General features: G+C 69.1%; 16 protein-coding genes and 1 pseudogene. 5 read left to right on the top strand and 12 right to left on the bottom strand.

All coding sequences use genetic code 11. The annotated features are described in order from the left end of the window. Nucleotides 1–41: 41 nt before the first annotated feature. A pseudogene (locus FVQ89_RS13495) lies at nt 42–791 on the bottom strand (ABC transporter ATP-binding protein); the annotation flags it as partial. After that, nucleotides 791–1735, bottom strand: coding sequence for an ABC transporter permease (locus FVQ89_RS13490; RefSeq protein WP_147902513.1), 945 nt, complete (start codon nt 1733–1735; stop codon nt 791–793). The gene FVQ89_RS13490 and the pseudogene FVQ89_RS13495, both read right to left, overlap by 1 nt. A 139-nt stretch (nt 1736–1874) precedes the next feature. Between FVQ89_RS13490 and FVQ89_RS13485 the strand changes: the two genes are divergently transcribed. Beyond that, nucleotides 1875–3941, top strand: coding sequence for a hypothetical protein (locus FVQ89_RS13485; protein ID WP_147902512.1), 2067 nt, complete (start codon nt 1875–1877; stop codon nt 3939–3941). 32 nt (nt 3942–3973) lie between these two features. On the opposite strand, the gene FVQ89_RS13480 is transcribed toward FVQ89_RS13485, so the two are convergent. The 8 genes from FVQ89_RS13480 to FVQ89_RS13445 all read right to left on the bottom strand — a co-directional run bounded on the left by FVQ89_RS13480 (nt 3974) and on the right by FVQ89_RS13445 (nt 16541). Then, nucleotides 3974–5431 carry a glycosyltransferase family 1 protein gene (locus tag FVQ89_RS13480; protein WP_147902511.1) on the bottom strand — a complete coding sequence of 486 codons (1458 nt, stop codon included), beginning with the start codon at nt 5429–5431 and terminating at the stop codon, nt 3974–3976. Beyond that, nucleotides 5428–7062 (bottom strand): glycosyltransferase, encoded by a 1635-nt coding sequence (locus FVQ89_RS13475; protein ID WP_147902510.1) that lies wholly within the window; start codon nt 7060–7062, stop codon nt 5428–5430. The genes FVQ89_RS13480 and FVQ89_RS13475 overlap by 4 nt, the downstream gene beginning before the upstream one ends. A gap of 10 nt (nt 7063–7072) precedes the next feature. Then, entirely contained in the window at nt 7073–8434 is a 1362-nt protein-coding gene (locus tag FVQ89_RS13470; protein WP_187265047.1) for a glycosyltransferase, read from the bottom strand. After that, nucleotides 8431–9927 (bottom strand): glycosyltransferase, encoded by a 1497-nt coding sequence (locus FVQ89_RS13465; RefSeq protein WP_147902508.1) that lies wholly within the window; start codon nt 9925–9927, stop codon nt 8431–8433. Before FVQ89_RS13465 ends, FVQ89_RS13470 begins: the two co-directional genes overlap by 4 nt. Then, nucleotides 9924–10151 carry a hypothetical protein gene (locus FVQ89_RS13460; protein WP_147902507.1) on the bottom strand — a complete coding sequence of 76 codons (228 nt, stop codon included), beginning with the start codon at nt 10149–10151 and terminating at the stop codon, nt 9924–9926. Before FVQ89_RS13460 ends, FVQ89_RS13465 begins: the two co-directional genes overlap by 4 nt. 45 nt (nt 10152–10196) lie before the next feature. After that, on the bottom strand, nt 10197–12365 hold the full coding sequence (locus FVQ89_RS13455; protein ID WP_147902506.1) for a carbohydrate binding domain-containing protein: 2169 nt from the start codon (nt 12363–12365) through the stop codon (nt 10197–10199). Nucleotides 12366–12435: 70 nt separating this feature from the next. Then, on the bottom strand, nt 12436–14472 hold the full coding sequence (locus FVQ89_RS14485) for a hypothetical protein (protein ID WP_187265046.1): 2037 nt from the start codon (nt 14470–14472) through the stop codon (nt 12436–12438). An 8-nt stretch (nt 14473–14480) separates the two neighbouring features. Beyond that, a complete protein-coding gene (locus tag FVQ89_RS13445) occupies nt 14481–16541 on the bottom strand; it encodes a glycosyltransferase family 39 protein (RefSeq protein ID WP_187265045.1) in 2061 nt (686 codons plus the stop codon). A gap of 125 nt (nt 16542–16666) precedes the next feature. On the opposite strand from FVQ89_RS13445, the gene FVQ89_RS13440 reads away from it, so the two are divergent. Genes FVQ89_RS13440 through FVQ89_RS13425 form a run of 4 tightly spaced genes read left to right on the top strand, consistent with a single transcriptional unit; the run spans nt 16667 to nt 20652 of the window. Next, nucleotides 16667–17650, top strand: coding sequence for a GDP-mannose 4,6-dehydratase (locus FVQ89_RS13440; protein ID WP_147902504.1), 984 nt, complete (start codon nt 16667–16669; stop codon nt 17648–17650). 10 nt (nt 17651–17660) lie between these two features. Further along, complete coding sequence (locus FVQ89_RS13435; protein WP_222706102.1) at nt 17661–18635, top strand: GDP-mannose 4,6-dehydratase; 975 nt, start codon at nt 17661–17663, stop codon at nt 18633–18635. Then, nucleotides 18632–19768, top strand: coding sequence for a glycosyltransferase family 1 protein (locus tag FVQ89_RS13430; RefSeq protein ID WP_147902503.1), 1137 nt, complete (start codon nt 18632–18634; stop codon nt 19766–19768). The genes FVQ89_RS13435 and FVQ89_RS13430 overlap by 4 nt, the downstream gene beginning before the upstream one ends. Continuing rightward, nucleotides 19765–20652, top strand: a complete 888-nt coding sequence (locus tag FVQ89_RS13425; protein ID WP_147902502.1) for a glycosyltransferase family 2 protein — start codon at nt 19765–19767, stop codon at nt 20650–20652. The genes FVQ89_RS13430 and FVQ89_RS13425 overlap by 4 nt, the downstream gene beginning before the upstream one ends. Here FVQ89_RS13425 and FVQ89_RS13420 read toward each other — a convergent pair. Together FVQ89_RS13420 and FVQ89_RS13415 are read right to left on the bottom strand one after the other, a co-directional pair. Next, nucleotides 20649–21893: a polysaccharide pyruvyl transferase family protein gene (locus FVQ89_RS13420; RefSeq protein WP_147902501.1), complete on the bottom strand. Its 1245-nt coding sequence runs from the start codon at nt 21891–21893 to the stop codon at nt 20649–20651. The genes FVQ89_RS13425 and FVQ89_RS13420 overlap by 4 nt on opposite strands. After that, nucleotides 21890–22864, bottom strand: coding sequence for a lysylphosphatidylglycerol synthase domain-containing protein (locus FVQ89_RS13415; protein WP_187265044.1), 975 nt, complete (start codon nt 22862–22864; stop codon nt 21890–21892). The genes FVQ89_RS13420 and FVQ89_RS13415 overlap by 4 nt, the downstream gene beginning before the upstream one ends. Nucleotides 22865–22870 lie beyond the last annotated feature (6 nt).

Raw genomic sequence — 22870 nt, 5'->3', positions numbered from 1 at the left:
GGCTGCTCCTCGGGGGCGGGACCAGGAGGGGGCGTGTGGAAGCTCGCGGCGAGCGCCTCGAGCCCCGGACCGGTCTCGCCATCGAACACGACGTGCCCGTGATTGAGCACGATGACCCGATCGCAGACGTCCGCGATCTGGTCGGACGAGTGGCTGACGATCACGATCGTGCGCCCCTCGCTCTGGAACTGGCGGATCTTGTCCATGCACTTGCGTTGGAACGGTTCGTCGCCGACGGCCAGCACCTCGTCGACCAGCAGGACATCGGGATCGACGTGCACCGCGACCGCGAAGGCGAGGCGCACGTACATTCCCGACGAATAGAACTTCACCTGGGTGTCGATGAATTCCCCGATCTCGGAGAAGTCGACGATCGACTGGAAGAACTCGTCGATCTGGTTGCGGCTGAGGCCGAGCACGGAGCCGTTGAGATAGACGTTCTCGCGACCCGTGAGATCCGGGTGGAAACCGGCTCCGAGCTCGAGGAGCGCAGCGATGCGACCGCGCCGCTCGACGACGCCCGCGTCGGGCGCGATGATCCCCCCGATCACCTTGAGCAGCGTGCTCTTGCCGGACCCGTTGTGCCCGACGAGACCCACCGTCTGACCGACGGGGATCTCGAATCCCACTCCGGTGAGAGCGGTGAAGTCTTCACGGTGCCGCCGCGAACGCCCGAAGTTCACGAGCCGCTCTTTGAGGGACTTCTCGCGACGCACGACGAAATGCTTCGAGACGCCGTCGAGTCGCACGACGAGGGGCGCGTCGACAGCAGGCGACCCGGATGAAGCCATCAGATCTCCTGCGCGAAGTTCCCCTGCAGGCGCAGGAACGTGCGATGCGAGACCCAGAGCAGCAGAAGCCCGACGATCAGCAAGACGAGGATCCGGACATCGAGATCGGCCGGATGCATCGTCGACGGATCGATCCCCATCTCCGTCAGCTGGCTCTGCACCGACGGGCTCGGGAGCCATACCGCCCGCTGGAACGACAGGATCGCGACCGTGATGGGATTGGCCAGGTACACCGCTTCGAGCCAGGTACCGCCGATGACGTCGGCGACCATCCGGTACGAATACACGATCGGCGACGTCCAGAACAGCATGAGCATCACGACCTCGACGAGGTACTGGATGTCACGCAGGTAGACGTTGAGGGCCGACAGCAGGATCGCGAACGCCGTGCCGTAGACCATCACGAGCAGCACGGCTGGGAAGACATACAGCACGTCCCACGTGAACGTCATCTGGCCGAAGACGAGAACGGCCGCGATGAGCACCGCGCACTGGATCAAGAAGTTGACGAACGCGGATCCCGCGGATGCGAGCGGGAAGATCTCGCGCGGCAGGCTCACCTTCTTGATGAGCCCCGCATTGGTGAGGATCGACATCGTGCCCGCGACCAGGATGTCGCTGTAGAGCCCCCAGAGCACGAGCCCCGCGAACACGAAGATGCCGAAGACGGGGATCGAGCGCTGCGCCTGGAGGAAGTAGCCGATCGCGAAGTAGTAGATCAGCAGCAGCATCACGGGCCGGATGAACGACCAGATGAATCCGAGGCTGCTGTCCTTGTAGCGGGCCTTCAGCTCGCGGCGCACCAGCAGGCCCTGCAGCTCGCGATAGCGCCAGAGTTGGCGCAGCGCGTGGCTCGTGCCCTGCGCGATCCCGGCCGTCGGCTCGACCCGCTCAAAGGGGAGCGCCGCGATCCGGTCGGCCCGGAGTCGGGCGATATCCGTCACGTTCGCTCCTGGGTGTCGTGCCGCGGAGTGGGGGCCCACGGCCTTGATATCCTAAGGCATCGTCTTCGGGCACTTCTGAGTGGATGCAGCGTGCACGGCACGTTCCGGACCGAGGTCGCCGCGACCGGAGGAGAACGCCGTGCTCGACACCGCCGCGCACATCGCCGTTCTCGGCATCGTGGCGATCATCGTCGGCGCCCCGGCGGCGGTTCTCGTGAGGCGGCGCGCCGACGGTTGGATCGCCCTTCTGGCCGATGCTCTTCCGCTCGGCCTCGGAATCGTGGCCTCGTCGATCACCGCGGTCGGGTGGCTCGGCATCGGCGGCGGAATCGGCGCCGCCGTCGCCTGGGTCGCCCTCATCGGCTGGGCCATCGCCCGGCGTACGCCTCTTCCGGCGGTCCCCGCGATCCCCCGCGGACGACGCCTCGCCCTCCCGGTCTCCTGGGCCGCCGTGCTCGTCCTCGCGTTCATCCTCCGGGTGCGGCAGGTCGACTTCCTGCCCTGGGTGGGCGATATGGGCGCCTACGTGAACTGGGCCAACGAGTTCGCCCGGACGGGCGAGCTGCACGCCTCGTGGCCCCCGCTGTTCCCCGCCCTTCTCACCTGGGATGCGGCGCTCTGGGGCTCGCCGTCGACAGCCTCGAGCCTCGGCATCACGGGCATCGCGCTTCTCGTCGCGATCGTGCGGCTCGCCGGCCTGCTCGGGGTGCGCGGGTGGACTGCTCTCGCACTCGGCGGTCTCGTGGCGGTGCAGCCGCACCTCGTGTGGTTCTCGACCTTCGCGAGCAGCGAATCCCTCAATGCGCCGCTCTTCGTCGTGTGGGTCAGGCTGCTCGCCGACGGCCTCGGAGCGGCACGCGACAGGCTCGGGCCGCTGCTCGTGCTCCAGGCACTGACTGCGGCGCAGCTCTCGCTCTTGCGCGGGTCGGGAGTGCTGCTCGTGATCCCCGGGGTCGTCATGCTCGCTGCTGCCCTCGTCGTGGGGGTCTGGCGCCCCCTGACGGCGCGCCTGCTGGCTTCTCTGGCCGCCCTCGCGGCGGGTGTCGGGGTGGGCTACTGGTACGGGGTCGCCGAGATCCCGCGGTATTTCGTCTCCATGCAGATCGGGGGGCTCGCCCCGCAGCCCGTGATCGACGCGATGCGCTCACTGGGGCTGCTCGCCGCGACCCCGGCCGCCGCGGCTCTCTGCGTCCTGCCCCCGCTCGCGCTTCTCGGGCTCGCACTGCTCGCCCACCGGCGGATCCAGCCCACGGAGTCGGGCCGCAGGATCGCGCTCGTCGCCGGGCTGCTGCTCGCCGCCGTGCTCGCGGTGGGGGTCATCCTCGTCGTCGCGGTGGGCGCGCAGACCGGCGCGACACTGCTGCGCATGGGGATCTGGTGGACAGCCGCCGCGATCGTCGCGCTCGCGCTGCTCCCCGCGCGGATCCGGCCCGACCGAGCCCTCGTGCTGGGACTCCTCGGCGTCACCTCGGCGATGTTCATCGCATTGCACACGCTTCGCCTCGGGCTCGAGAACACGAGCGCCTACTACCTCTACTGGGATCGGTACCTCGTCTCCGAGACCCTCCCGGCGATCCTCGTCATCGCGGCTGTCGGGCTCGCCGCGCTCCTCTCCAGGGGGATTCCACGTGGTGCGCGAGCCGTGCTCGCAGCGGCGCTCGCGGTGACGATCGTCGTGCCCTCGATCCCGTCGCTCGCGCTGCAGGCACGAGGGCAGCTGATGACGGGGGCGAGCTCCTTCGTGGGAGAGCTGGCAGCAGTCGCCGAGCAAAGCGTGCCGCGGATGTGGACGAGCAGCGATCCGAGCGAGATCGACGACTGGTTCTTCCCGAACACGTGGATGGCGTTCGCCGTTCCGCTCCAGCGCAGCTACGGGATCGACATGGTCGACACCGATCAGGCACGCAACAACTTCGCACCGGACCGCCAGCTCGACGCGGAACGGATCCTCGACTTCATGGCCTGCCGGCCGGATGCCGACGAGTTCGTGATCTACGAGGTGCGCAATGGGGGGCCGGGCCTCGACGAGGTCCTCACCGGGTCGCCGGTGCAGGTCGCCGACCCGCAGACTGTGCGCGGCTCACTCGAGCTGCTCGCCCAACCTCCGGACGCGGGGTGGACGACCGCCCGTTTCGAGGTCGTGGCGTGGCATGCCACGGCCGACCGCGAGGCGCGATCCGCGGGAGTGTGCCCCACCGCCCGATAGGTCACCCGGCGCGGGGACCGCCCCGACCGGGCCTAGGCGTCGACCGTCTCCGCCTCGTCCTCGACCAAGCGCGACCACAGCTCGGCCGCATAGTCGTCCCAGCTGCGCGGTGCGCGCGAACGGGCTTCGGCGACAAGACGCTCCCGGAGCGTCCTGTCGGTCAGCACGCGACGGATGCCATCGGCGATCGACGAGTCGTCGCGTGGATCCACCAGCACACCGCCGCCACCCGCATCGACGATCTCCTTCATGCTCCCGTAGCCGGAGGTCACGACCGGGGTACCGAGCATCAGGGACTCGACGACGGGCAGACCGAATCCCTCGTGCAGCGAGGGGAACACGCTCACCGTCGCGCGCGAGTATGCGGCCGCCAAGAGCCCGTCGGACGCGGCCGTGACCACGACGAGTGGCCGACCTTTGCGCTGGAGCTCGTCGACCTCGTCGTGGAAGCGCTCGCTTCCCCAGCTGGTCGCGCCGATGAAGCACAACCGGAAGTCGACGCCCTGGGCCCACAGCTGCCGGGCGGCCTCCAAGACGGCCAGGTGGTTCTTCCGGGGCTCATGGCTGCCCACGACGAGAACCAGGGGCCGCTTGGGCGAGGCCCCGAGCACGCGGACAGCGTCGGCGAGATCCGCCTCGGACGGGGGTGCGATCTCTGCCGCGAGCGGGACGACACCGATACGGGGTACCCGCTCACGGTACGAGGCGGCCATCCGCCTCCACCCGCGGAACTCGGTTCCCGCCGCCTCGGAGATCGCGATGATCCGATCGGCCGAACCGAGTGCCTGGAGGTACTGGGGGAACTGACGCGCGATCCCCGATGAGGCCGTCTCGGATGACGTCAGCGGGACGCAGTCGTAACCGATCGCGCCGACCCGGATCGCCGGGTTCGCGCCCAGACCCTCGAGACGACGGGCACGCCAGGTCTCTGCCACGAGCTCCGTGGCGACGAACACGCCGCGGGCCGGCACGATCACCCGCTCACCATCGACCGCACCGGCCATGTGCCGAGGCTGATCGATGGCGTCCGACTCATCGGTGGACAGAGTGCGCAACGAACGCCCGTCGGACGTCCAGCGCACGAGGAGCATGTCTCGACCGGTTACCCGCCAACGCCGGACCGTTTCGCGGACCACCCGCTGAATACCGCTCGTGCGTTCCGTGGCGACAGTGTCATGGACATCGACGACGACCCGATCCGCCACGATCTCGATGGTCCGCACCGCGCGTTCCCCGGAAAGTCGGAGCGCCTCACCGTGAAGAGCGAGGGCGGTCGCGCGGCCGCCGTCCACCGCGAGGCCGCGAATGGCGTGGCCGAAGGCTCGGCGAGACGGGATCTCGGCGCCGATCGCGGCGAGGAAGGTCCACATCCGCTCGGGACTCGGATCGCGCTCGAGCGTGTCCGCGAGCGCCGCGGGGTCGTCGGACACCTCCCAGTACGCCGCGAGCGCCGTGACGCGTTGCCCGACCGCTGCCTCGATCTCGTTCATCGCGACACCTCCGTCATCCGAGCCCACACCGCGTCGGCATAGTCATCCCACGTGCGAGACGGGCGCTCGCCGATCTCGGCGACCAGGCGACCGTACTCCGCGTCGTCGGTGAGGACACGTCGCAGCGCCTCGGCGATCTCGCCGACGTCCTCGGGATCGACCGCGATGCAGCCGCCGGCGCGCGCCATCTCACCCATGCTCCCCCGCCGCGAGGTGATCACGGGAGTGCCAGCCGCGAGCGCCTCCACGACGGGCAGACCGAATCCTTCGTGAAGCGACACGAAGACCTGGACGTGAGCGGTGCGATATGCGCGGCGCATCTCCTCGTCACTGATGCTCTGGACGACCGCGACGCTCCGCCCGTCGAGGACGAGCTCGGTGACGCGATCGTCGAGGTCGGTGTACCACTCGGGCCCCGGACCTCCCGCGAAGAGCAGCGAGAAGCGAAGTCCGTCCCGCCAGAGCCGTTCGGCGGCATCGGCGACGGCGATCTGGTTCTTCCGGATCTCGTGACTGCCGACCGCGAGCACGAGCGGCACCTCGATCGGCTTCGGCGCGTCGACGTCGTCGAAGGAGACCTCCTCCGACAGGGGTACGACAGACACGGTCGGTCCGGTCACCCCCTGCGCTGTCAACGCATCGACGAACCCTCGGAACTCTTCGGCGACGGCCTCGCTGATCGCCACGACCTCGTCCACGTGCTTCACGAGAGTGAGGTATCGCGCGAACGACTGCGATTGAGCAGGATCGACGAAGAAGCCGTCGACGGCAGGAATCATGTCGTATCCGATCGCTCGCACCCGGTTGCCCGAGAACCGAGCGAGTGAGATCAGGCTGCGCGAGTACCGCTCTCGCGCCACCTCGGGGAGCACCACGTTGCATCGCCACGGGATGACCGTGCGCATCACCGACTCCGCGTGGCGCATGTCGAAATCGCGCTCGCGAAGCCGATACGCCCCCGACACGCGCGCTTCCTCGTTCGGGGCGAGCACGCGCATCGCGCTTCCCCCACCGTCCCAGGCCAGAAGCGTGACCGAATGACGCTCATGCCACCGCCCCACGGTCTCTCGGACGACCCGCTGCACGCCCGAGGTGAAGCCGACCGTCGCGCAGAAATCGACATCCACGACGGTCTCACCCACACGGAGATCCACCTCGCGATAGTGGGTGTGCGTGCGCGACAGCACCTCAACCGTGTGCGCCAGGAACGCCTTCGGACGCTGGGCCGGCGAGAGCCGCCGGAGGTGGCGGCGCAGCGCGATGAACTCGTCGGCATCGGGATAGGCGCCGACTGCACCCGCGAAGAGGAGCCAGATGCGATCCTCGTCGTCGATCGCGCTGTCGATGAGCGCGCGCAGGAGGTCACGCGTCTTCGTCGAGGGGTCGACCTCCGGCCCGATGAGCGCCGGCGCGACGGCCAGGAGTCGGCTGCGGAGGGCGTCGACACGCGACCCGGATCGGCGACGCAGCTCCGAGGCGAGCGCCTTTCCTCCGCGGAGGGGCGCGGTGACCCGCCAACTGAGGGTGGACTTCAGCTGATCGACAGGATCGTCGGATGACGCGGCCGCAGACGACGGCGACGGCTCCCGCGTGAGCTGTCGCGCCAGGAAGAGGTCGTGGGGAAAGGTCATGGCGCTCCGATCACGCGGTCGCTGGGGCCGAGGGCACGAGGGTCAGAAGGTCGTCGGCATAGTCGTCCCACGAGCGCGAGGGGAGCTGCGTCGCTCCGGCGAGTTCCGCCCGATACTCCGGATCCGACAGCACCGCGTCGAGCGCGTCGGCGATCTGATCGGGCGAGCGGGGATCGACGAGCACCGCGCCGCGGCCGCCGCCGAGATCCGCCATGCTCCCGAAGTCCGAGGTCACGGCCGGCACGCCCGCGGCGAGCGATTCAGCCAGCGGAAGCCCGAAACCCTCGTTGAGCGACACGAACGCCGTGACGCTCGCCGCGCGATACAGCCCCCACACCTCGTCGTCGGTCGCCGTGCTGCGGGTCACGATGGCCCTCCCGGCGGAGCGGAGGCGATCCCGCAATGCGACGAAGCGCTCGGTGCTCCAGGCGTTGCCGCCGACCATCACGAGGGTGAATCGACGGCCGCGACGCCAGACCAGCTCGCACGCCTCGAGCAGGCGCAGGTGGTTCTTGCGGGGCTCGTGGCTGCCGACCACGACGACGAGAGGTTCGTCGGCGGCAAGCGCGAGTTCGCGGCGCACATCGAGGTCGGCAGGCTCTCCCACCGCGAAGGGCAGCGCCACATCGACGATCTCGGGGCCCGCGAGGCCGGCGCCGACCAGCATGCGTCGCCATCCGCGGAACTCGTCACCGGAGACGGTCGAGATCGGCGCGACCGTGTCGAAGTGCGCGAGGGTCGAGAGGTAGTGCGCGAACTCCCCCGGCATGCCGGGTCCGCAGGTCTCCGCCGTGGTCATCGGGATGCAGTCGAAGCCGATCGCCATCGTGCGCGACGCCGAGAACCGGGCGATCGACGCGATCGACCGCGACCTCTCGCGCTCGACGGCGATCTCGGGCAGCACGAAGCGCGAACGGAACGGCAGGACGACCTGGTCGTCCGCGACGGTGCGGAGCACTCCTCGCCCACGGTCGAATCGGACCGGCACGATCTCGGTGCTGCGCTCCCAGCGGGCGATGCTCTCCCGTGCCACGCGCTGGATCCCCGTCGTGTACGGGCTCCGCGACGTATCGGAGACGTCGACCAGGAGCCTGCTCTCGATCCGCGGCAGCGGACCTCGCCGTGCCGCGCGCAGCTCCGGCTTCACCGCCGTCGAGAGTCCGTCGAGAGCCCAACGCCGCCCGAAGGAGACGACATCCGTCGGGGAGGGGATCCGGGCGCGCAGCATTCCGAGGACGAGATACGACGAGGAGAGATCTGCGGGATCGAGGATCCGCTCGAGTCGACCGATCAGCTCGGACCGCGGCGCCGGACCCTGCTCGCCCGAAACGGCTGCGGCGATGGCGGCGAGTGCCGCATCCACGCGGTTCATCGTCGCCTCCCCTCCGACACGCCGTCCCAGAGCAGCCGCGCGTAGTCGTCCCACGTGCGTGGCGCGATCGCGGCCGCCTCCGAGGCGAGGCGCTCGTGCAACGCGTCGTCGGTGAGGAGCGCGCGCATGCCGTCGAGGATCGCCTCGTCGTCGCGGGGATCGACCTCCACGCATCCTCCGTGCCCGGCGATCTCGTGCATGCTCCCGTGCGAACTCGTGAGGACCGGGATGCCGAGAGCGAGCGACTCCGCGACCGGTAGCCCGAAACCCTCGTGAAGCGAGACGAAGACGCTGAAGCGGCTCGATCCGATGAGCGCCCACAACTCGTCGTCGCCCATCCGCCGGGCCGACTCCACGTTCATCCCCCGCGAACGCAGCAGCGCGAGCCGACGGTCGAAGCCTGCGTAGGCGCGTCGGCTGCCCCCGCCGACGAAGACCAGGCGGAACCGACGCCCCTCGCGATGCAGCCTCTCGGCGGCGAAGAGTACAGCCTCCTGGTTCTTGCGGGGCTCGTGGCTTCCGAGGCACACCATCGTGGGGAGCTCGGCGGTGCCCACCGATGCGGCGGCCACTGCACGCGCCGCGGCGGGGACGTCCACTGCGAGAGAGACGCCATTCACGACGGGCCCGGGCAAGCCCTGCGCGGAGAGCGCCCCCACGAAGCCCGCGAACTCGTCGCGGACGGTGTCGCTGATGGCGTGGACGGCGCGCGATCGCTTGACGACGTCGAGGTAGATCGCGAATCTCTCCGACTCGGCGGCCATCACCGTGTCGGCGCTCGTGATCGGAATCACGTCGTACCCGATCAGGTCGATGTCGGCCGCGCCCGACGCCGCCACACACGCGAGGAGTCGGCACTGCTCGTACTGGGGCACCTCGGGCAGGAAGATCCGACTGCGCCACGGGACCAGAAGCGCATCGTCGGGGCTGTCTGCCGTGTGGGCCCCGCCGTCCGCGCCCCACGACAGGACGCGCGCCTGCTCCACGCCGTTCGGCTCGCGGTATCCGGCGTCGTCGGCCGTCCACGCCAGCAGCGTGAACGGGTGGCCCGCCGCACTCCATCGGGGCAGCACTGAGCGAACGACGCGCTGAATGCCGGTGTTGTGCACGTGCGTGGCCGAGAACCCGACGTCGACAAGGATCTCGTCCCGCAGGATGCGGATCGTGCGGGTGGAACGGCGGTGGGTGCGATGTGCGATCTCGATCGACGCGAGCGCATCGGTCACGAGATCGCTCTCGCTCGCCAGGTGGATCGCGCGCCGGAATCCGTCGAGCTGAGGCTCGGTGGGGAAGGCCGCCGCGAACGCGACATACGCCAGCCAGTAGCCCGCGAGTTCTCCACCATCCCGAACGGCTGTCAGGACCTCACGCGCGAGCAGAGCGACGTCGCCCACAGCGCTCTGACGCCTCGCATCCGCGACGAGTTCCGGCGCAACCTCATTCAGCCGGTCGAGCAGAGCCCGATGGGAGGCGGATGCGTCCGCACCCGTCATGCGCGGGATCCGATCCGTGTGACGACGGCGTCGACAGCCGTGCGCACCGCGACACCCCACCCCTCGTCGCGGGCGATACGGCCGAAGGCGCCTGCCCTCGACCGGAGAGCGCCCGCGAACGACGGGCGACCACCGCCGCGCGCGGAGACGGACTCACGCTCGCGGAGCCAGTCGTCGATCGCTGCGCGGTCGACGGCCTCCGTCGACACGCCGGATCCCGACATCACACCTCCGGACTCGACGCGCCGACCCACGGCGCGGAAAGAGATTCAGTATATCTGCGCTCCATCGAAGAGAATTGTGCGCCCCGTGGTCTGTTGAACGAGCTGGAGACGCAGCGACGTCGCATCCGATCGGGTTACCTTGAGGCGGACCTTGATCAGCGTCCAGTCGTCTCCGGCAACCCCGTCCGTCGAGGCGCTCACCTCTTCCGCGCCCCCGCGCGCCGTCAGCCGGAGAGAGATATCCGCGGTTCGCCCGACCGTCGCGGAGCGGACCCAGAGCGTCGCGGTGTACGTCTCCCCCGCCCGCAGGACCCGCTCGGCGTCGAGACGCACCGAGCCCCCTTCCGCAGCGACGTTGGTGGCGCCCAGCCTGCGTCCATCGACCGCCACGTACTGCCCTGATCCGGACGCGTAGTCGACGAGGTTGGTGCCGCTCTCCCCGATCTCCCAGGGGAGCACCCCGCTCTCGAGCGACGGGTTCTCTGCGATGTTGGACTGAATCGACGCGTCGTCGACGTAGAGGGTCACACCCGTCGTCCTCAGATAGATCTCGATCTTGAGGCGCGTGTTTCCGTCCTTCTTCACCGGCAGCGTCACGGAGACCGGGGTCCACTCGTTCGAGACCGTGAACGGGGTGGATGCGGATTGGGAGCTCGACCCGAGCGCCCACAGCGCGAGCGATCCGGTGAAAGGCTTCGAAGTCGATGCGCGCACCCAGACCGTTGCCGTGTAGGAGTCGCTCAGCGACACATCGCGCGAAACCGTCTGCGACATCGACCGCCCGAGAACGGTCGTGTTGGTGGCGAGGAACGACGAGCCGGTCACCGCCGCGCCCGCCTTCGTGTAGATGATCCGGTTGATGAAACCGTGGCCCGGCGTCCAGTTTCCGAATCCGCTTTCGAAGGACGGCGACTTCAGCTTCACCGCGTCGCGCAGCGCTACCGGCGCGACGGCGAACAGCCGCGCTTCGTCGAGCTCGAGCAGCACCCCGGGCGTCTCGACGTAGATCTGGAACCGCAGCTGCGTGTGCCTCGACTTCGACACCAGCAGGTTCGCGTTCACCTGGCTCCACTCGGATCCGACATCGATCGTCGTCTTGCCGTTCTCGTTGGAGCCGCCCAGCCCCCAGACGACCACACGCACCTTCGCGCTGGCGCTCGAACCCACCGTGCGGATGGAGATGCTGCCGTCGAAGCTGTCGCCGAGGGCAACGGACGACGCGACGGTCTGGCTGATGGACGCCCCCGACGAGCGCGCCTTGATGCGCATCACGGCGCTTCCCCCGACAGCGCTGGAGGTCGTGATCTTCTGCCGGTCCATCGTCCCGGAATAGCTCCAGGAGACGTCACCTGATTCGAAGGATCCGTTCCGCAGCACGCTCGCCGACGCCCCGAACCAGTCCGTGAAGATCCGCCAGAAATTGCGGTTGCCGTAGGAGGAGCACGAGTCGCCGGTGCCGTAGAGGTTCGAGAGGGCGGCGCGGTTGGGCTGGTACGGCGTGTAGTTGTAGAGCGACGCGGTCGCCTGGTTCTGGATGTAGACCTCGCTCGACCCGCACGCGGTATTCGGGTGGTAGAGGATCCGGTTCTTGCCGATCCGGTAGTTGTACCCCGACGGGTTCGCTGCGTAGCGCTGGAACTGGGAGGCGGCCGAGTAGAGCTGGACCACGAATCCGGCCTTCTCGTCGTTGCAGCCGGAGGTGTCGGGGCAGGCGTACCCGGTCGCGTACTTGTAGGCGTAGGACGTCGGGGTCGTGCGCGTGACGAGCGACTGCTCCTTCTCGATGAGCACCACCAGCACCTGCGGGTTGATGTCGCACGCCTTCGCGACCGCGACGATCGTTTGCCCCGCCGTACGACCGGAGCCTGCGGCGAGCGAACTGCAGAAGGAGGTCGCCGCCCGTGCGGCGTAGTTGATGGAGACGTCCTTCAGGCAGTCGATCGAGCTGGTGGGGCGGCAGGACGCGCCCTTGGTGTCGATGAACGCATCGACCTGACTCGAGGTCATCGAGGTGGAGTCGTACATCACCTGGTCGCTGATGATGAACCCCGGATCGAAGTTCGATGCGACCGCCGCCTCGGCTGTCAGGGCGGGTGTGGCGGTCAGAACACCGGCCGCAAGGACCGCAGCGGCCCCCGCCGCGACGCCCCGTATCCAACGGCGCGACACCGGCTCCCGACGCACTCGTCCCCCGACTCGACTGATTCCACCCACCCCGACAGAGTACGTGGGTCACCCGAGAATGCCAGCCCCCGCGCCGCTGGAGCGCACCGCTCGGGCAGCATCACCCCACCGGAACGACGACGCCATTCGAGTCCGGGACACCGATCCATGTCGAACGCGTGCGCGTGAACGGATAGGAGGGCGGACCCAGCAGATTGTCCTTCCAGTCCGTGTAACGCGTGGTGAGCGTGGGATCGGGCTCCTCGGTCTGCCACACGAGCCGCGTGGGGAACTCCGAGATGACGACGACGTCGAGACCCTGACCGACGAGACGCGCGAGTGCGGCCTGGCGGGCCTCGGGCTCGGGCTCGGTGAACTTGACGACCGGGACGTCGCAGAACACGCGGAACGTCGCCTCGGCGTTGCGTGACACGTGAGCGACGACGAGATCCGCGTCCCGCAACTGCTCACAGATCTGCTGCGTCTCGGCAAGGACGCCGCCTCGGCTCACCGTCATGAACAGGGACGGCCGCCAGACGCTGCCGATCCCCACCACCGTGGCGACGAGGGCCACTCCTGCGCCGATGCGCCGAAGGGTCAGGCGGGGTCCGTCGCGGTCCCAGAGGCGCGCGATCACGTACCCCACGGCGATCAGGAATCCCGGGAAGATCACCGGGAGCATCCTCCGGAAGCCCCACGGCTGATCGGGAGAGATCGCCACGAGGTTGAGGTACAGCAGCGCGACGCCGAAGGTGAGGACGACGAAGGCCAGAGATCCCGGGTCTCGATGCAACAGCGCGCGACGGATCAGCAGCACGAACCCCGCGACGATCAATGCCACAGCCGGCCATCCGATGTACCACGCGAACCACCACAACGAGTACTCGTCGTAGCTGCGGGTCGGGTCGTCCGGGACACCCGCATCCGCCTGCAAACGCGAGATATGCGCCATGTACGGCGTCTTGTGGGTGCGGTTGTACTCGAGCCAGAACGGACGGCTCGCCCAGAACACGAAGATCGCGACGACGGCGATCGTGATGACGGTCGTCCACCTCCGGATCGCACGGTCGGAGATGACGACGCGGCCCGGCGGACGGTGGCGACCGAGGAGGGCCACCAGCACAGCGGTGAGCACGATCACGCCTGCGGCGAGGATCCACAACGGGATCAGGTTGCCTTGCAGCGAGTCGAGATAGGCGCGGTAGTTGACATAGAGGTCGAGCACGCCGAGGCCCGCGAACAGGAGGGCGGGTCCCGCGAACGCGGCGAAGGCTCGGCCCCATCCGGTGCGAGGGGGCGCGGATGCGAACCCGAGGACACCGAAGAGGAAGCATGCGAAGAGCGCGGCGAGCGCCATCGGGGTGTCAACACGGGTCATCCCGCCGATCCCGGCGAGCGCGCCTGCCAGCGCGAACGTGCGACGGCCCCCATGTCTCAGGCCGTCGATGAGCAACGCGGCCGCGGCGGCGAAGAACGTCAGCGTCGCGATCTCGGTGTAGGGGGCGCGGGCGAAGAAGGTCAGCGGGAGCGCGAGACCGAGCAGCGCCGGCGGGAGAAGCGACAACATCGGGGCGCGGATGATGCGCCGCGAGAGCTCGTACACGGCGAGCAGCGCCACACCGGCGAGCACGATGTTGGCGCGCAGCCCGCCATCCACTCCGGCGAGCCATGCACCGAAGGCGTATACCGATGGCGCCGCATCGCCTCCCTGCATGTGCACGTCGAGGTCGAAGTCATGGGCGTGAAAAGCGCCGAGGTCGATGCTGAACGCAGGATCGCCGCCGACCATGCGCGCCGCATCCGAGACATCGATCACGGGCACACCGTGCTCGGAGAGCCACTGCCCCATGACGATGTAGATGCCCTGATCACGGGCCGGCCTCATGTACTCGGTGGGAAAGGCCCACTGGACCGCCACCCAGGCCACGACGGCGACGAGCGCGGCTGCGTTCGCCACGAGCCGCCCGCGCGTCACGACCTCGCCCCTCGGCAGAAGCATGAATCCCAGGGCTGTGAGGACCGCCGCGAGGGGCAGCGTGAGCCAGGGGACGAAGGATCCGGCAGTCGCGGTGACCACACCGGAGGCGATCAACGCGGCGCAGATGATCACCGATCCCATCGGCGCGTGCGCCAGGAGGGCCACGCCGACGGTGCGCACGGACGTTCTCATCGGTCAGCAGCGGGCACGAGCGACCCGTCCGTCGAGACGCCCGCAACCCAGGTGCTCCGCGGAGAGATGCCCGCGCGCTCAGGGGCCCCGAAGAGCACGTTGTCCCACCTGAGGATCGGTTCCACGATGTCAGCCTCCCCCAACTCCTCGCCGCCCACGAGGCGATCCGGGTGCTCCGTGACGACCACGACGTCGACGCCGTCCGCGACGAGCCCCGCGAGCGCCTGCTGAGCTGCCACGGGATCGTCCTCGATCGTCAGGGCCGCGACGTCCGCACCGCAGAACGCGCGGATGCTGAGGCCCACCCCGCCTGAGGCGCCCGTCGTCACCACGAGGTCGTGCCCCTCGACCCGGTCGCAGATCTGCTCCAGCTCGGTCAGCTGTCCCGAGAACTCGATGTCGTTGTAGAGGGGCAGGGTCCACGAGATCCGGACGCCCGCCAGGAGGACGACCACTCCGACCGCCGCCGCGACCTTGCCCCACCATCGGCCGCGCTTCCAGGCCCAGAGGGCCGCGAGGGCCGCGGCGGCGAGGATGAGGAAACCGGGCGTGATCACGGGCATCACGCGGCGGTACGCCCACAGCTGGTCGGGCGCGATGGCGATGCGGGTGATGTAGAGCAGCCCGGTGCCGAGCGTCAGGGTGATGAACATGAGCGCGCCCGAGTCGCGATCGAGGAAGATCCGCCGGGCGAAGAGCACCAGCCCCACGGCGACGCCGATGAGCAGCGGCCAGCCGAAGTACCACGCGAACCACCAGAGCGAGTACTCGTCATAGCTGCGCGTCTCGTCCACCGCGACACCGGCCGCATTCTGGAGGGCGACGACGTGACGCTGGTACCCCTCCTTGACCGTGAGGTGCGAGATCAGCCAGGCCGGTCGGCTGAGCCAGAAGACGAGCAGGCCGACGGCGGCGATCGATGCGCCGATCCACCAGCCGCGGGCGGCACGGGGGCTGAATCGAATACCCCCGCGCCGATCGTGAACGAGCACCAGGACGAGCACGACGACCGTGATGAGCACAGTGACCGCCCACAGCGGGTACACGTTCTTCGACAGGTCGGACACGTAGCGGCGGTAGTTGGTGAGGACGTCGACGACTCCGACGAGCCCCAGCACCCATCCGGGAACGGCGAAGTAGAGGAAGGCGCGGCTCAGTCTGATTCCCGGAGGGGGACTCGCGAACCCGAGCGCCAGGAGACCGAATCCGACGATGAGCATGGCGAAGGGCAGGGCGGTGTCGATGCGCGTCATGCACCCCACGCCGCTGAGCGCGCCCGCGAGGATGAGATCGAGTCGGCGCCCGCTCCGGAGCGCACGGATCAGGACCGCGGCGCCGGCGGCGAAGAACGCGGTCGTGGCGATCTCGGTATACGGAGCGCGCGACAGGTAGATGAACGGCATGGAGGCGCCGAGCAGCACCACCGGCACGAGCGCGAACGCCGGGTTGCGAATGAGGCGCCGGGAGAGCTCGTACACGGCGAGGAGCGCGACCCCTCCGACGATGAGGTTCATGCGGATCGCGACCTCGGTGCCGCCGAGCCACACACCATAGGCGACGATCGACGGCGCGCCGTCTCCGCCCTGGAGGTGGACGGCCTGATCGGGCGACTCGTAGACGAAGCCACCGAGCGCACCCGTGAACCCGTCATGGCCCGAGATCGTCGCGAGCGCCGACGAGACGTCGATCGACGGCCCGCCGTGCTGGGCGAGCCAGGTCCCCGCGATCGTGTAGAGACCGGGATCGCGGGTGGGGCGCACGAACTCGGTCGGGAAGGCGATCTGGGCGAGTACCCAGACCACCGCCACGACGAGGGCCGCGATCGCCCCCAGCACCGGAGCCCACGACGTGGGGCGGTTGCGGGGCAGCGCGAGAAGCCCCAGCACGGCTAGCACGATGGCGACCGGGAGCGTGAGCCACGGCGTGAACACGTTGCCCGCCGCTGTCGCCACGCCGGCCGAGAGGAAGGCCGCGGCGACGACGACGACTCCGAGCGGGGCTGCCACGAGGACGGCGGCGACGCGGGACGTGGGGAACCCCCCTGACGCTGACGGCATGCCGAAAACCCTACCTGGACGCCGACGCATGCCCCAGGGAGCCCCTGTTCGGAGACGCTAGACTGTCCCGGGCTCGCGAGGCCTCGCCCCGACCCGCTTCAACCCTCGACGACATAAGGACTCACATGCCACGCGCTCTCATCACGGGAATCACGGGCCAGGACGGCCTCTACCTGTCGGAGCTGCTGCTGTCCAAGGGCTACGAGGTCTTCGGTCTCGTGCGCGGTCAGAACAACCCCAAGATCGCCCTCGTGCAGGAGACCGTGCCGGACGCCACGATCCTGACCGGCGACCTCACCGACCTGTCGAGCCTGGTGCGCGCGTTCGCCGTCGCGCAGCCGGACGAGGTCTACAACCTCGGTGCGATCTCCTTCGTCGCCTACTCCTGGGAGAACGCGAGCCTCACGAGCGACGTGACGGGCAAGGGTGTGCTCAACATGCTCGAGGCGACCCGCCTCTACGCGGGCGACAACCTCGACAAGGTGCGCTTCTACCAGGCCTCCAGCTCCGAGATGTTCGGCAAGGTGCAGGAAGTGCCGCAGCGCGAGTCGACGCTGCTGTGGCCGCGGTCGCCGTACGGCGTCGCGAAGGTCTTCGGCCACTACATGACGATCAACTATCGCGAGTCCTACGGCATGCATGCCTCGAGCGGCATCCTCTTCAACCACGAGTCTCCGCGCCGCGGACCCGAGTTCGTCACCCGCAAGGTGTCACAGGCGGTCGCGCGCATCAAGCTCGGTCTGCAGGACACCGTGACCCTCGGCAACCTCGACGCGAAGCGCGACTGGGGCTTTGCCGGCGACTACGTCGAGGCGATGTGGCGCATGCTGCAGCAGGACCAGGGCGACGACTACGTCGTCGCCACCGGCGAGACCCACTCCATCGAGCGTCTCCTCGAGGTGGCCTTCGGCGCCGCCGGGATCGAGGACTGGCGTCGCCACGTCGAGCAGGACCCGCGTTTCATGCGTCCCGCCGAGGTCGACCTGCTCATCGGCGACCCGACGAAGGCGAAGACCGTGCTCGGCTGGGAGCCGAAGGTCTCGTTCGAGGAGCTCGTCACCATGATGGTGGAGAGCGACCTGGCCGAGCAGAAGGCCCTCATCCGCTAGGAGCGATCCCGTGACCGTGGCCCTGATGACCGGTGCGACCGGTCAGGATGGCTCCTACCTGGCGGAGCGACTCCTCGCCGAGGGTGCCGAGGTGCACGCCGTCGTGCGCGACGACACGACGGGAGAAGAGCCTCTCGCGGAGGGCGCGGTCGCGCACTCCGGAGACCTGCGCGACGCGGACGGCCTGCGGCACCTCGTGGAGTCGATCCGGCCGGATCTCGTCGTGAACTTGGGCGGCATCAGCTCGGTCGCGACCTCGTGGGCTCAGCCCGAGCTGACGGCTCTCGTCACGGGGGCATCGGTCGCCACCCTGCTCGACGCGTGCTGGCGGCTCCACGACGAGGGAGCAGCGGTGCGGTTCGTACAGGCCTCGAGCTCCGAGATCTTCGGACACGCGGCCGAGAGCCCGCAGACCGAGGACACTCCGCTTCGACCCGTCTCCCCGTACGGTGCAGCGAAGGCGTACGCACATCACCTCGTCGGCGTGTACCGGATGCGCGGCCTCCACGCGTCGAGCGCAATCCTCTACAACCACGAGTCGCTCCGACGCCCCGAGACGTTCGTGACGCGCAAGATCACCCGTGCCGCCGCCCGCATCTCACTCGGCCTGCAGGACACGCTCGAGCTCGGCGCGCTCGACGCCGAACGCGACTGGGGCTGGGCACCCGACTACGTCGACGCGATCGCGCGGATCGCTGGCGCCGATCACCCCGGCGACTACATCGTGGCAACCGGCACGACGCACTCCGTCCGCGATTTCGTGGAGGCCGCGTTCCGCGCTGCCGGCATCGACGATTGGGAGGGTCGCGTGCGCACCGACCCCCGTTTCGTGCGCCCGGTCGAAACACCCCGCATGTGCGGAGACGCCAGCCGCATCCGCCGCGATCTCGGCTGGGAGCCCACCACGGGCTTCGACCAGATGGTCCGCGCGATGGTGGAGCACGACCTGCGGATCGCCGAGCGGGAAATCGCCGCTCGGCGATGAGTTCCGACCACCGTCCGCTGCGCGTCCTCGTCGATGCGACGTCGATGCCCCCGGACCTCGGCGGCGTGGGCCGCTACCTGGAGCACCTGGTCCCGGCGCTCGCGGCACGAGCCGACACGCAGATCGTGGTCGCGGCGCAGGAGCGCGACGCGGCATGGTTCCGGGAGGCCTCCCCCTCGGCGCGTGTGGTGACCCCGGTCAGCAGCGGGTCGCGCCTGAAGCGCCTGCTCTGGGAGCAGACGGGACTGCCGCGCCTCGCCGCGCGGGAGCGCGTCGACGTGATCCACGCACCGCACTACACGATGCCGATCGCCACGAGGATCCCGGTCGTCGTGACCGTCCACGACGCGACGTTCTTCTCGCACCCCGAGCTGCACACACGGGTCAAGCGCACCTTCTTCCGCACGTGGACCCGCATCTCCTCGCGACGCGCACGCGCGATCGTGGTGCCGAGCCACGCCACCGCGGAGGAGCTCGCCCGCTCGACACGTGTCGACGCACCCGTGGTGGTCGCGCACCACGGAGTGGACGGCGGGCGCTTCCGGCCCCCGACCGCCGACGAGGTCGCCCGCGTCGCCACGACGCTCTCCGTGCCGGATGGCTGGATCGCCTTCCTCGGCACCGTCGAACCCCGCAAGAACGTCGCCGCACTCGTGCGCGGGTACGCCGCGCTCGCCGAACGGATGCCGCTGCCGCCGCTCGTCATCGGCGGCGCCCCGGGGTGGGACACGGAGACGGCATCCGTGATCGAGCGCTTGCCGTCCGGGATCGACGTGCGGCTGGGTGGCTACCTGGACGCCGACCTGCTGCCGGGCTTCCTCGGCGGGGCCGAGGTCGTCGCGTATCCGAGCCTCGGCGAGGGATTCGGCCTGCCGGTGCTCGAGGCGATGGCGAGCGGCGCCGCGGTGCTCACCACGCGCGCGCTCGCGCTCCCCGAGGTGGGCGGCGATGCGGTGGCCTACACGGAGCCCGACGCCGACGCGATCTCGTCGGCCCTGGAACGCCTGCTCGGCGATCCGGACGAGCGGAAGGAACTCGCCCGCCGGGCGATCGCGCGAGCCGCCGAGTTCACCTGGTCCGCGTCGGCCGAGGCGCACGCCTCCGGGTATCGGCAGGCAGTGGGAGCCGCATGAGCACCGCCGATCCGCGCCTCGCCATCGTGACCGTCTCGTACTCATCCGGCGATGTACTGCCGGGGCTTCTCCGCTCGCTGGACAGCGCGACGACCCTGTCCGCGACGGTCATCGTCTCCGACAACGGCTCGACGGACGGCAGCGTCGCCGAGATCCGTGAGCGGTTCCCCCGGGTGATCGTGCACGAGAACGGCGCGAATCTCGGCTACGGAGGAGCGGTGAACGCGGCCGTCGCGGCCGTCGCACCGGAGGCGGATTGGATCCTCGTCGTCAACCCGGACTGCGTGCTCGACCCCGGCAGCGTCGACCGACTGATCGCCGCGGCGGCGGAGCTGCCGGAGGTCGGAGCCGCAGGGCCCCTCATCGTCGGTGAGGACGGCACGCCGTACCCGTCGGCACGCGCACTCCCCTCGTTCCGGACGGGAGTCGGGCACGCGCTCTTCGCGAACGTCTGGCGCGGCAATCCCTGGACGGCCCGCTACCGTCAGGACGATGTCGTGGCTCGCGGCGAACAGACCACCGTGGGATGGCTGAGCGGCTCGTGCGTGCTTGTCCGCGGTGAGGCGTTCCGCCAGCTGGACGGATTCGACGAGTCGTATTTCATGTACTTCGAGGATGTCGACCTCGGTCGCCGACTCGGCGAGGCCGGCTGGACCAACCTGTACGTGCCGACGGCGCGCGTCGTTCATGTCGGCGCGACGACCGCTCGTAAGAGCCCGGGGCTGACGCTGCGCGCCCACCACGACAGCGCCTACCGCTACATGGCGCGGAAACACCCCGAGTGGTGGCTCGCGCCCATCCGCGCCGTGATCCGTGCCGGGCTCGCCGTGCGTCTCGCGTGGGAGCTACGGGGACGTCGCCGGAACGACCGCGGACCGCTCTAGCCTGCGGCGAGCCGGCCGCGGACGACATCCGCGATGAGATCGGCCTGCGCGAGCGATCGCGCCTTCACCTCGGGCAGCTTGCTCTGCAGCTGCGCCCGCACCGCGTCGCCCTGCGCGGCGAGTGCCTCGAACCTCTCGAGCAGGTACGCCGTTTCGAGCTTGTCGTGCCCGAAGGCCCACTCGGAAGCGCCGAACATCTCGAGCACCTCTTCGTACTTGTGGCTCCAGCCGATCACGAGGGTCGGCACCGCCATCGCGAGAGACGACACCATCGCGTGGAACCGGCTTGCGACGAAGTAGTCGCAGCGTCCGATCAGGTAGCGGAGAACCTGGGAGTCGAGCTCGCGATCGAGGAACAGCACCTTCTCGGGCTGGGCGGCCCGCGAGAAGATCTCGCGGCACAGCGGCAGGTCATTGTTGTGGGTCTTGTCGGTGCCCGTGCGCACGCTGTGCGGCACGAGGAGCACCTTGCGACCCGACGCGGTCATCGCGTCGATGAACGCGACCATCTGGCCCGCGTAGTCGCCTCCGCGAGCGTCGACCTTCTTCTGGAGCACGACACTCGGCGAGAGCCCCACAACCACCCCGTCATCGAAGAAGCCGAGGTCGAAGGCGGCAGCCGCCGTCTGCTCCTCCGTTCCGTCGAGCTCGAGCGAGAAGGCGTAGTCCGCGCCCGCGTAGAGGTTCGTGAGACCGAGACCCTCGGCGTACTCGTGCGTGATCCGGCCGCGCGTGACGAGGGTCTGAGCCTTCGGCAGGTAGACCTTCGCGGCGGTCCGGTTGATGGGGTTTCGGAACGGGCCGACCGCCTGGGCGCACTTGAAGACCGGTGTCTTGGTGTTGATCGCGGGCAGGATCGAGGCGACGTTGTAGAGCAGGAACTTCTCACGGCCATCGGTGAACGTGATTCCGCCCTGGTCGAGCAGCACCTGGCTCGACGTGAGCGCACGGATCGCGGCCGACCGACGGCGGATGAGTCCGCGCAGCGGCGGCAGGATCCGGTAGAGCAGCGCGAGGGTGTTGATCGTCACGCCGAGCTTGCGCGGTGTGGCCGCGACGATGTCGAGGTTCTCGTACCGGTTCTGACGACGGTCCTCCGTCGGGTACATCGAGAAGAGCGTGAAACGCACCCCCGGAAGGCGTTCGCCGAGCGTCTGGATCGAGCTCTCGAGCATCGCGGACGCGCCCTTGTTGCCCGAGAGGGCGGACCCGATGATGGCGACGTGCGGGGTCGTGGTCATGAGACGGCCTCCTGGGGGGCGCGGGGCAGCGAGAACCGCAGCCCCGCATAGATCAGAGCGACGATCCCGTCGCCGAGGGTGCTCAGCAGGCGGGCGAGAAGCGAGGTGAGGATCGCCGCGCCGAGCGACATGTACTGACTGGCGAACAGCACGATCACCGCCTCGCGCACTCCCAGCCCGCTGGGCACGAAGACCGCAAGCAGGCCCGCCGCACCCGCGAGCATGTACGCCGCGGCGAGCGGCAGCCAGGCCGACGGATCGACATCGACGATCGAGACGACCACGAACACGAAGCCAACGCCGTTCATGAGCCGCGGGACGACGTACCCGAGCTGGTAGGCCAGCGTCGCGGGGCTGGAGAGGAAGTAGCTGTCAGGAAGCTCCTGCTTGAGCACCCGCTTCACGAGCGGCGCGAGCATGAAGCGGAACACCCGGCGATTCGAGATCAGCAGCAGCGGGACGAGCGCGATGAGCGGCAGCGCGAGCGTGCCGAGGTTGTCGCCGAATACCTCAAGCCCGAGGGCGAGGGCGAGGATCACGACGCTCGGGACGGTCGCCGCGATCACGAGGAAGACGTTCTCGTAGACGAACGTGATCGCGATGAGCGTGCGGCTGAGACCCTTGCGCTGACCCCACACCACCTTGTTCACGAGCGATCCGACCTGGCCGGGCACGTACTTCAGCAGCCACGACGCGCAGTGGACCGCGATCGACTCGGCGATCCCCGCACGCGGTCCGTCGCTCAGGCGGTTGACCATGCGGCCCCAGAGGATGCCCGACAGCGGCACTGCGAGCGCGAACAGGAGGGTCGCGACGATCATGCGGGGGTCGAAGCCGAGGTTCGCGGCCTGGACCTCGCCCCAGTTGGCGATCAGGGCCTGCGCGAAGAACACGCCGACGACGACCAGCACGACAGCGGTGATGGAGTAGCGCAGCACCTTGCGGGCACGCGGCGAGAGGCGTTTGAGCACGGGGTT

Origin of the sequence: Homoserinibacter sp. GY 40078, assembly GCF_008017545.1 — a bacterium.
In the GTDB taxonomy this organism is placed as follows: Bacteria; Actinomycetota; Actinomycetes; order Actinomycetales; family Microbacteriaceae; genus Homoserinibacter.
The sequence above is the reverse complement of the archived record's forward strand: the minus strand, read 5'-3'. Positions and strand labels throughout refer to the sequence as shown.